This is a genomic window from Pseudonocardia yunnanensis, from assembly GCF_039534065.1.
GTDB classification, from domain to species: domain Bacteria; phylum Actinomycetota; class Actinomycetes; order Mycobacteriales; family Pseudonocardiaceae; genus Pseudonocardia; species Pseudonocardia yunnanensis.
Map to the genome: position 1 here is coordinate 138,147 of NZ_BAAAUS010000048.1, position 10,077 is coordinate 148,223.

Here is a 10,077-nt window from a genome sequence, read left to right on the forward strand (position 1 = left end):
TCAAGTCACAGATCGGACATGGGGCACAGTAGGCGCGGACGATTACTCAGGAACGCGGGTTCACCAGACCGTGTGGGTGTTCCCACCACTTCGGGGCGCCGATTTCGGCACAGAACGTCGTCGCCGCCGTGTCCCGGTTACGGTGACCGGTGGCACGGCGGCGACAAACGGAGCAATGTGCACTTCTGGGTGGCGGTGCCACCCCCGAGGTGTGACGGGGCTACCAGCCCCGCGAGGCGTACCGCTGTTCGGCGGGCAGTTCGGCTACGTTGATGCCGACCATGGCCTCACCCAGACCCCGGGAGACCTTGGCGATCACGTCGGGGTCGTCGAAGAACGTGGTGGCCTTGACGATGGCCGTGGCGCGCTGCGCAGGGTCGCCGGACTTGAAGATGCCCGAGCCGACGAACACACCCTCGGCGCCGAGCTGGCGCATCATCGCGGCGTCGGCAGGGGTGGCGATACCGCCGGCAGTGAAGAGCACCACCGGGAGTTTGCCCGCGCGGGCGACCTCGGTGACGAGTTCGATCGGGGCCCGCAGCTCCTTGGCGGCGTCGTAGAGCTCGGCCTCGTCGAGGCCTGCGAGCCGGCGGATCTCGCCCCGGATCGAGCGCATGTGGCGGGTGGCCTCGACGACGTTGCCCGTGCCCGCCTCGCCCTTCGAACGGATCATCGCGGCGCCCTCGGAGATGCGACGCAGCGCCTCACCGAGGTTGGTGGCACCGCAGACGAAGGGCACGGTGAACGCCCACTTGTCGATGTGGTGGGCCTCGTCGGCCGGGGTGAGCACCTCGGACTCGTCGACGTAGTCGACCCCGAGCGACTGCAGCACCTGGGCCTCGACGAAGTGGCCGATGCGGGCCTTGGCCATCACCGGGATGGAGACGGCGTCGATGATGCCCTGGATCATGTCGGGGTCGCTCATGCGGGCCACGCCACCCTGGGCGCGGATGTCGGCCGGCACGCGCTCGAGCGCCATGACCGCGACCGCTCCCGCGTCCTCGGCGATCTTGGCCTGGTCGGCGTCGACCACGTCCATGATCACGCCGCCCTTGAGCATCTCCGCCATCCCGCGCTTGACGCGTGCGGTGCCCAGCGCTGGGCCGGTGGTGGTCTCGGACGATTCGGACGACACGGCTTCTACCCCTCAGTTCTACGATCTGCGGACACCCGATCGTACGTCAGTGCAACGATCGGTAAGCCGGGCCCGGCAGGCGGCGCGGACGTCGTCACGCCGGTCTCGGGATCGGCGATCTCGAAGTAGGCCGGCAACGGGGCGGTGCCCGCGAGGTGCAGCCAGCGCACCAGCCTTCGGGACCGTAGCCCGAGGGTGTCACGCACGGCGTCGTTGTGCACGCGGCGCGCCAGGATGAGCAACTGCTCGGCGTCGATGAGCTCCGCGAGCAGCGCCGGCGGAAGCACCGACCGGTCGATCGTCCCGAGCGCACGCCCGAGCACGTTCTCGGTCGCTTCCCTGTCGCCTGCGCAGGCGCGGGCGGAGTGCGCAGCCGCGATCGCGGCCCGCAGCCGGTCCGCGCTCTCACCCTCCGTGACCTCCGCCGCCGACAGCGCCGCAGCGGCCCGCCGATCGAGCGCGGCCTCGAGGCCCGCGCGTGCGGCGTCGGTGCGGACATGGAGGCGGTCCAGCCGGCGCACCCTGGCGACGCACAGCACGGTGATCCAGGCAAGAACGAGGACGACGGCGACGGCCAGCGTCCACATCTCGGGGGTCACGATGCACCGACCACACGACGGGGGTCGGCCGCCACCGCGGCCCGGTAGACCCGCACCACGGAGGCCGCGACGGCGGGCCAGCCGAAGTCGGCCGCCCGCATCCGGCCCGCTGCGGACATGGCGGCTCGCGCGGACGGGTCGTCCAGCAGAGCGGCGAGCGCGGCGGCGAGCGCGCCGCCGTCGCCCGTCGGGAACAGGACACCCGCCCCGGAGTCGCCCACGACGGCGCGGAAGGCGTCGAGATCGCTCGCCAGCACGGGGGCACCTGCCGCCATCGCCTCCGTCAGGACGATGCCGAAGCTCTCGCCCCCGAGGTTGGGCGCGCAGAACACGTCGACCGACCGCAGCGCGGCGGCCTTCGTGGCGTCGTCGACTGGGCCGAGGACGTCGAGGCGGGCGGCCACCGGTCCGGCGGCACGCCGCAGCGCGCCCACATCGCCCCGGCCGACCACCAGCAGACGCAGGTCGGGCCGCGACGGCGCCAGTGCGCGCAGTGCGTCGAGCAGCACGGTCATGCCTTTGCGGGGCTCGTCGAACCGCCCCAGGAAGCCGACGGTCCCCGGCCGGGGGTAGCCGGGCAGCAGTGGCCCGGCGGCGAAGGCCGGGATGTCGACCCCGTTGGGGATCTCGACGGCGTCACCGCCGAGATGCTCGACCTGCACGCGACGGGCGAGCGGAGACACCGCGATCCGAGCCGTGACCTTCTCCATCAGCGGGCGCAGCACGCCACCGAACGCGCTGAGCGCGCGGGAGCGCTCGGTCGAGGTGTGGAACGTCGCGACGATCGGGCCCTCCGCCGCGAGCAGGGCCAGCACCGACAGGCTGAATGTCGTGGGCTCGTGCAGATGCAGCACGTCGAAGGAGCTCTCGGCGAGCCAGCGGCGGGCCCGGGCGTAGGTCACCGGACCGAACGTCACACGCGCCACCGAGCCGTTGTAGGGCACTCCCATCGCGCGCCCGGCCGGGGTGACGAACGTGGGTACGGGGGTGTGCTCGGCGGCCGGGGCAAGGACGCTGACGGTGTGCCCGAGATCCTCGAGCGCCCCGGCGAGGCCGACGACATGGGCCTGTACCCCGCCCGGGACGTCGAGCGAGTACGGGCAGACGATGCCCACCCGCAACCGTTGCCGGACGGGTGATGCACCGTCGGGGTCGGTCATCGCACCACGTCCCCGCGGGCATGGTCCGCGGTCCAGATCGGCTGCAACGCGTGCCAGTCGGCCGGAGCGCGCGCGATCAACCGGCCGAACTCGTCGGCGATCGCCTGCGTCGCCTCGGCCACAGCGGTACGCGACTCGCCCGTGCGCAGCCGCGAACCGTCACCGACCGGCACCGGCTCCGCGATGGGCACCTGCCAGCCGTCGGGGGTGAAGTGCGGGTAGGCCGGCATCAGCAACGCACCCGTGAGGGCGGCCAGCCGGGCCGGACCGGCGGGGAAGCGCGCCGGCTCGCCGAGGAACTGCACCTCGACGCCGGTGCCGGTGATGTCCCGGTCGGCCACGAGGCAGACGATCCCACCCGCGCGCAGCCGCCGGATCAGCGCCCTGTGCGCGGCCGACCCGTCCTCCGCGGCCACGACCTCGAACCCGAGCGATTCGCGGTAGGCCACGAACCGCCGGTAGAGCGACTCCGGGCGCAACCGCTGCGCCACCGTCGTGAACGCGGGCGGCCTGCCGAGCCGGCGCAGCGTCTCCACCAGCCACACGCCTGCGACGTCCCAGTTGCCGCTGTGCGGCACCGCGAAGACCACGCCGCGACCGGCCTGGAGCGCCTCGAGGAACGGCCCGCGCCCGGTGAGGAACGGATCGACCCTGGCGTGGACCTCGGCCAGGTCCATCGTCGGCAGCCGGAACGTCTCGCACCAGTAGCGGGCGTAGCTGCGCATCCCGTCGCGGACGAGCAGGTCGAGCTGCGTCGCGGACGCCGACGGCACCACCCGCGCCAGGTTCGCCCGAAGCCGGCGCACCCCCGCCCCGTCCTGGCGTGTGGCGAGGTCGGCGCCGATCCGGAACGCCCCGAAGGCCGCGCCGGGCGGGAGCCCGCGCACCAGCCGCCAGGCCGCCGCGTACTCGGCGTCGGCGACGCGCTCGGTGAGCCGCGCGGCGCGCGACGTCCAGCCGCTCCGGGTGCCGCCTGCCGGTCGGGCGCGGGACCGGTCCGGCACGTGCGGCGGGTCGAGCTGGGCGGTCACGGGTTCGGCGCCGAGTCGGTGGGCCCCGCAGGGCCGGTGGTGGTCACGGGACCACTCGCCTGCGCGCTCCGGTAGACGAGCAGGATGCGCTGCCCGACGGTCCACACCGACGCCGCGGCCAGCAGCCAGAGCGCGACGGGGAGCGCATAGGGCACCCCCAGGCCGTGCAGGCCCGTGCCGACCAGCGCGACGATCAACCGCTCGGCACGCTCGACGAGCCCGCCGTCGGCGGAGAGCCCGGCGCCCTCGGCCCGGGCCTTGATGTAGGAGATGAGCTGGCCCGCGACCAGGCAGATCAGTGCGGCGACGCCCAGGAGGCGCTGATCACCCACCCCGAGGCACCACCAGGTGAGCCCGGCGAACAGAGCCCCGTCCGCCACCCGGTCGCACGTGGAGTCGAGCACCGCGCCGAACGGTGTGCCGTTGCCCCTCGCCCGTGCCATGGCACCGTCGATGAGGTCGAACAGCACGAACAGTGTGATCACGACCGTGCCGACGAAGAGCTGGCCACGGGGCAGGAACCACAGCGCCGCAGCGACCGAGCCGACGGTGCCGACCACAGTGACGACGTCGGGTGCGACTCCGTGCCCGACGAGCCATCGACCGATGGGATCGGTCACGCGGTTGACACGCACACGGGCGAGGACGTTGAGCATGGACTCCTGCTTGGTCGGCCGGGGCCCATGGTGACCGGCCGCAGCGCGCCGGCCGCCGCCTGGACCAGAGGCAGCCTAGCGCCGGTCGCCCGCGGCGCCTCCCGGCGGTTGTCCACTCGACGGCCAGGCCGCCCCGAGTAGTGCCCTGGTCTCCGACAGCAGTTGCGGGATCACCTTGGTCTGCCCGACGACCGCGATGAAGTTGGCGTCGCCGCCCCACCGCGGCACGACGTGCTGGTGCAGGTGCTCGGCCAGAGATCCACCCGCCACGGTGCCGAGGTTGATCCCGACGTTGAACGCGTGCGGCGCCGCTACATGCTTCAGCGCCTGAACCGCCGCCTGCGTGAAGGTCATGAGCTCCACCGCCTCGTCAGGCGTGAGGTCCTCGAGCTCGGCGACGTGCCGGTAGGGCAGCACCATGAGGTGTCCCGGGTTGTACGGATGCAGGTTGAGCACGGCGTAGACCGTGTGCCCGCGGGCGACGACGAGACCCTCCTCGTCGGAGAGGCCGGGGATGCGGCAGAACGGGCAGCCGTCGCCGCCGGCGTCCTTGATGTAGGCCAGCCGATGCGGCGTCCAGAGCCTGCGGAAGCCGTCGGGCGTGCCCACCCCGTCCTGCAGTTCGGCCACCGGCTCGACCGGGCCGTCCGTCGCCCCCGGCAGGGCCGCGTCGCTCATGTCGCGATCCTAGGCGCGCGCCCGGCGCCGACGACGACGGCGCCGGGCGGGACCCGCACTCCTAGCGAGCGGCCGCGACGACGTCGCCCGTCGGGGACGTGTTGTTCCGGCTCGAGATCCAGTCGACCACCGTGGCGACGGCGTCGGCCACCGGAATCCCGTTGAGCTGGGACCCGTCGCGGAACCGGAAGCTCACCGCTCCCGCCTCCGCGTCGCGGGCACCCACGAGCAGCATGAAGGGCACCTTCTGCATCGTGTGGGTGCGGATCTTCTTCTGCATCCGGTCGTCGCCCGCGTCCACCTCGACGCGCACGCCGTGCTTGCGCAGCTGCGCGGCGACGTCCTCGGCGTAGGGGACCTGCTCGTCGGTGACCGGAATGGCCACGACCTGCACCGGCGAGAGCCACGCCGGGAACGCGCCGGCGTAGTGCTCGGTGAGCACGCCGAAGAACCGCTCCATCGAGCCGAACAGCGCCCGGTGGATCATGACCGGACGCTTCCGCGAGCCGTCCGGTGCGGTGTACTCCAGATCGAATCGGTCCGGGAGCATCAGGTCGACCTGGATGGTGGACATCTGCCAGGTGCGACCGATGGCGTCCTTGGCCTGCACGCTGATCTTGGGCGCGTAGAACGCGGCACCACCCGGGTCGAGCACGAGCTCGAGACCGCTCGCCTCTGCGGCCGCGCGCAGCTCGTTGGTGGCGCGCTCCCAGTCCTCGTCGCTCCCGATCGACTTCTCCGGGTTGCGGGTGGACAGCTCGAGGTAGAAGTCGTCGAGGCCGTAGTCGCGCAGCAGATCGAGAACGAACTGCAGCAGCGAGCGGATCTCGTCCTGCATCTGCTCCTGGGTGCAGTAGATGTGCGCGTCGTCCTGGGTGAAGCCGCGGGCGCGGGTGAGCCCGTGGACCACGCCCGACTTCTCGTGCCGGTAGACGGTGCCGAACTCGAAGAGCCGCAGCGGCAGCTCCCGGTAGCTGCGCCCGCGCGACCGGTAGATCAGGTTGTGCATCGGGCAGTTCATCGGCTTGAGGTAGTAGTCCTGCCCCGGCTTGCGAACGCTGCCGTCGGCGTTCAGCTCCTCGTCGAGGTGCATGGGCGGGTACATGCCCTCGTGGTACCAGCCGAGGTGGCCGGAGATCTCGAAGAGCTGCCCCTTGGTGATGTGCGGGGTGTTGACGAACTCGTAGCCCGCCTCCTCGTGGCGGCGGCGCGAGTAGTCCTCCAGCTCCTTGCGGATCACCCCGCCCTTGGGGTGGAACACCGCGAGCCCCGAACCGATCTCGTCGGGGAAGGAGAACAGGTCCAGCTCCGCGCCGAGGCGGCGGTGGTCACGGCGCTCGGCCTCGGCGATGCGCTCCAGGTAGGAGTCGAGGGCCTCCTGGCTCTCCCACGCGGTGCCGTAGATGCGCTGCAGCTGCGGGTTCTTCTCGCTGCCCCGCCAGTACGCCGCCGCGGTGCGGGTGAGCTTGAAGGCGGGGATGAAGCGCGTGGTCGGGATGTGCGGCCCGCGGCACAGGTCGGACCACACGGTCTCGCCGGTGTGGGCGTGCACGTTGTCGTAGATGGTGAGCTCGCCGGAGGCGTCGACCTCCATGACCTCGCCGTCCTCGGCCGCCTCGGACTCCGGCCCGCCCTTGAGCTCGATCAGCTCCAGCTTGTACGGCTCGTCGGCGAGCTCCTTGCGGGCGTCCTCGAGCGAGTCGAAGCGGCGCCGGGAGAACCGCTGCCCGGCCTTGATGATCTTCTTCATCGCCGACTCGAGCTTGGTCAGGTCGTCTGGGGTGAAGGGCTTCTCGACGTCGAAGTCGTAGTAGAAGCCGTCGGTGATCGGCGGCCCGATCCCGAGCTTCGCCTCCGGGTACAGCTGTTGCACCGCCTGGGCCAGCACGTGCGCGGCGGAGTGCCGGATGACGCTGCGGCCGTCCTCGGTGTCGGCGCCGACGGGCTCGACCTCGACGTCACCGTCGGGCACCCAGGCGAGGTCGCGGAGGCGCCCCTCGGGGTCGCGGACGACGACCACGGTGCTCGGCCCGCTCGTGGGCAGGCCCGCCTCACGCACGGCGGCACCCGCGGTCGTCCCCGCCGGCACCCGGACGGGAGCGGACGCGGCAGGGGATACGGGCGCGGACACGAGGGACCTCCATCGGTCGGTTGGTATGCGTTCGATGCTAGAGGTGGCCCGCCAGGTGGTTTTCGGCAGCGTCGCCGGGCTGCTCGTCAGGCGAGCCGGCGCAGTCCGGCGAGCACTCTCTTCAACGCGTCGAGGTCCTCGGCCCATGCCTGTTTCAACACGCCGTCTGCAGCAACGTTCGGCGGACGGGGACGGGGGGACGGGACGCGGCGCGGCCGCTCCGTCCGCGGCGCGGCGGCCCGCGTCTCGGCGTCCCGCTGTTCGACCTCCTGCAGCGCCAGCACCGCGAGCGCCCCCGTGCTGGTCACCGGACGCAGGCCGGTGAGCGTCACCAGCGCGGGCTGCTGCTCGGACGGCGGGCGTCCGGGCACCCGTCGTGGCAGCGGCACCGGCGACGGCTCCGGAGCGAGTGCGACAACGGGCTGCGACTCCGGTACACCGCCGGGTTCCGGCGCCTGCGCGTCCGGCACCGGCTCCAACCCACCACTGGTCAACAGAGCCGATGCACCGGCGGGCATCCACCCCCGCGCAGCACCTGGCGGCTGCTCCGACGCACGACCGGGCGCCGGGGCCAGCGGATGGGGTGGCTCCGGCGCACGACCGGGCAGCGGGCCCGAGGCGCCGGCGGGCAGCGCCACCGGCGGGCTACCGGGCGACCACTCGGGCGCTGCACGGGGCGTCGGGGCCTGCGTGGCAGGTGGCTGCCAACTCGCACCGCCGGGCAGCGGGGCCGGAGCATCAACGGTGACGGGGACCGGGGCACTGCCGGTCAGCCGCTGCGGCGCGCCACCGGGAGGTGGGATCGGTGTCTCACCGGACTGTGGGTCAGGAGCCCAGGCAAGCGCAGCACCGGGCACGGGTGCCGGCACCGGCGCGTAGGGCCGCGCGGCACCGGCCGGCGCGGCGGGAGCAGGAGTGGGCGCGGGAACGTAGTCAGGCACGCGGAACTGCATCGGAGCAGGCGCCGGCCTCGGTGGCCCGGGTAGGCCGTTCCCCACGGGTCGCGGAGACGGTGACGGCCGGGGCGCGGGGGGCGCCACCTGTGCGGCCGTCGCGGCCTCCACTCGCATCCGGACCGCCTGGACCGCCTGTTGCAGACCGGCCACGCGCAGCGCTCGCCGGGCGGCCTCCACGTCCGCCTTCTCGCGGTCCAGCCGGACGTGCAGGAACGTCCCCGGCTCGTCGCACTCCCGCAACAGGTGCACCGACCCACGGGTGGTGACGACCATGTCGTCGAGCCCGTCCGCCCCGGAGGCGACCGGAGCTGCGGCCCGCGCGAGCTGCACGATGGCCGCGCCATCCGATCCCGCTGTCAGTCCGAGCTCGGCGACGATCACACCCCGACGGCTGTCCACCGCGTGGGCCGCCCTGGCACCCGGCGTCCGGAGCAGACCGGCGAGCACGGCGCGAAGCGGGTCGATCTCGAGCGGACCCGTGTCATACGGATCGGCGGGCGGACGCATACCTCACCCTGTCGTGACGCTCCGGAGCAGCTTCGTTCCACCCACCTGGCGGCACCCCGACTGGGCTATTCGGCGGTGTCCACCGGCAGGGAAGAACAGATCGACCGGAGCGGTTGCACGGTGTCGTGGTGCCTCTCTCCGTGCTCGACCTCGTCCCCATCGGCTCCGGCTCCACGGCCACCGTGGCACTGACGCACAGCACCGCGCTGATCCGCCGGGTCGAGGAGCTGGGCTTTCACCGGTACTGGGTGGCCGAGCACCACGGGATGCCCGGGATCGCGAGCTCGTCACCTGCCGTGCTGATCGCCCACCTCGCCGGTGTCACCTCGCGGATCCGCGTCGGCTCGGGCGGGGTGATGCTGCCCAACCACCAGCCGCTGGTCATCGCCGAGCAGTTCGGCACGCTCGACGCGCTGCACCCCGGCCGGATCGACCTCGGCATCGGCCGCGCGCCCGGCACCGACCAGCGCACCGCCCGCGCCCTTCGCCGGGGCGCAGTACAGCTGGGGGCCGACGACTTCCCCCAGGAGCTCACGGAACTGGCGTCGTACTTCCGCGGCGAGGGACCGGTGGTGGCCGTGCCGGCGCACGGCCAGCAGCCCGCGATGTGGCTGCTGGGCTCCAGCGGCTACAGCGCCCGGCTGGCAGGCCTGCTGGGGCTGCCGTTCGCGTTCGCCCACCACTTCAGTGCCGAGAACACGCTCCCCGCACTGGCCCTCTACCGCGAGACGTTCCGGCCGTCACCCATGCTCTCGCAGCCCTACTCCATGATCGCCGCGTCGGTGCTGGCAGCAGGCACGGACGACGAGGCCCGCCGGCTCGCCCTGCCGAGCGCGCTGCAGTTCCTGCGGCTGCGGCTCGGTCAGCCCGGACCGGTGCCGACCCCGGAGGAGGCGAGCACCTACCCGTACTCGGAGCAGGAGCGGGCGTTCGTCGAGGACCGGCTCGCCGGCCAGATCATCGGCTCCTCCGACACCGTCCGCGAGGGCGTGCACGCACTCGTGGAGCGGACGGGTGTCGACGAGCTGATGGTCGTCACCAGCACACACGACGGCGCCGACCGGCTGCGCTCCTACGAGCTGCTCGCCGCGGCGGTCATGCCGGCCACGGTCTGAGCCGGGGCCCGGCGAGCCGGAGACGAACGAGCGGCCCCTTCGTCCGAACGCTTCTATGTGTTGTCAAGTGCTCGCTGGTTGAGCTCTTGGTGGTGGGTGGTTGGTTCAG

9 protein-coding genes are annotated in these 10,077 nt (G+C 72.6%); 1 reads left to right on the top strand and 8 read right to left on the bottom strand.

The window, feature by feature from the left end; all coding sequences use genetic code 11:
* Positions 1–220: 220 nt before the first annotated feature.
* From pdxS to ABD743_RS37000, 8 genes are all read right to left on the bottom strand, one after another.
* A complete protein-coding gene (gene pdxS / locus ABD743_RS36965; protein WP_344728077.1) occupies positions 221–1,135 on the bottom strand; it encodes a pyridoxal 5'-phosphate synthase lyase subunit PdxS in 915 nt (304 codons plus the stop codon).
* A gap of 5 nt (positions 1,136–1,140) precedes the next feature.
* Positions 1,141–1,734 (bottom strand): NUDIX hydrolase, encoded by a 594-nt coding sequence (locus ABD743_RS36970; protein ID WP_344728079.1) that lies wholly within the window; start codon positions 1,732–1,734, stop codon positions 1,141–1,143.
* Positions 1,731–2,855 (bottom strand): glycosyltransferase family 4 protein, encoded by a 1,125-nt coding sequence (locus ABD743_RS36975; RefSeq protein ID WP_344728102.1) that lies wholly within the window; start codon positions 2,853–2,855, stop codon positions 1,731–1,733. The genes ABD743_RS36970 and ABD743_RS36975 overlap by 4 nt, the downstream gene beginning before the upstream one ends.
* Before the next feature lie 35 nt (positions 2,856–2,890).
* On the bottom strand, positions 2,891–3,925 hold the full coding sequence (locus ABD743_RS36980; protein ID WP_344728080.1) for a phosphatidylinositol mannoside acyltransferase: 1,035 nt from the start codon (positions 3,923–3,925) through the stop codon (positions 2,891–2,893).
* Positions 3,922–4,581 (bottom strand): phosphatidylinositol phosphate synthase, encoded by a 660-nt coding sequence (gene pgsA, locus ABD743_RS36985; protein ID WP_344728082.1) that lies wholly within the window; start codon positions 4,579–4,581, stop codon positions 3,922–3,924. Before pgsA ends, ABD743_RS36980 begins: the two co-directional genes overlap by 4 nt.
* A gap of 75 nt (positions 4,582–4,656) precedes the next feature.
* Positions 4,657–5,259, bottom strand: a complete 603-nt coding sequence (locus ABD743_RS36990; protein WP_344728084.1) for an HIT family protein — start codon at positions 5,257–5,259, stop codon at positions 4,657–4,659.
* 61 nt (positions 5,260–5,320) lie between these two features.
* Positions 5,321–7,390 carry a threonine--tRNA ligase gene (gene thrS, locus ABD743_RS36995; RefSeq protein ID WP_344728085.1) on the bottom strand — a complete coding sequence of 690 codons (2,070 nt, stop codon included), beginning with the start codon at positions 7,388–7,390 and terminating at the stop codon, positions 5,321–5,323.
* 86 nt (positions 7,391–7,476) lie between these two features.
* Complete coding sequence (locus tag ABD743_RS37000) at positions 7,477–8,853, bottom strand: hypothetical protein (protein WP_344728087.1); 1,377 nt, start codon at positions 8,851–8,853, stop codon at positions 7,477–7,479.
* Positions 8,854–8,981: 128 nt separating this feature from the next.
* Here ABD743_RS37000 and ABD743_RS37005 point away from each other — a divergent pair, with 128 nt between their 5' ends.
* Positions 8,982–9,968, top strand: coding sequence for an LLM class flavin-dependent oxidoreductase (locus tag ABD743_RS37005; protein ID WP_344728089.1), 987 nt, complete (start codon positions 8,982–8,984; stop codon positions 9,966–9,968).
* Positions 9,969–10,077 lie beyond the last annotated feature (109 nt).

Coding starts and splice junctions, on each gene's coding strand:
- pgsA (WP_344728082.1), bottom strand. CDS start 4,581: ATGCTCAACGTCCTCGCCCGTGTGCGTGTCAACCGCGTGACCGATCCC.
- ABD743_RS36990 (WP_344728084.1), bottom strand. CDS start 5,259: ATGAGCGACGCGGCCCTGCCGGGGGCGACGGACGGCCCGGTCGAGCCG.
- ABD743_RS37000 (WP_344728087.1), bottom strand. CDS start 8,853: ATGCGTCCGCCCGCCGATCCGTATGACACGGGTCCGCTCGAGATCGAC.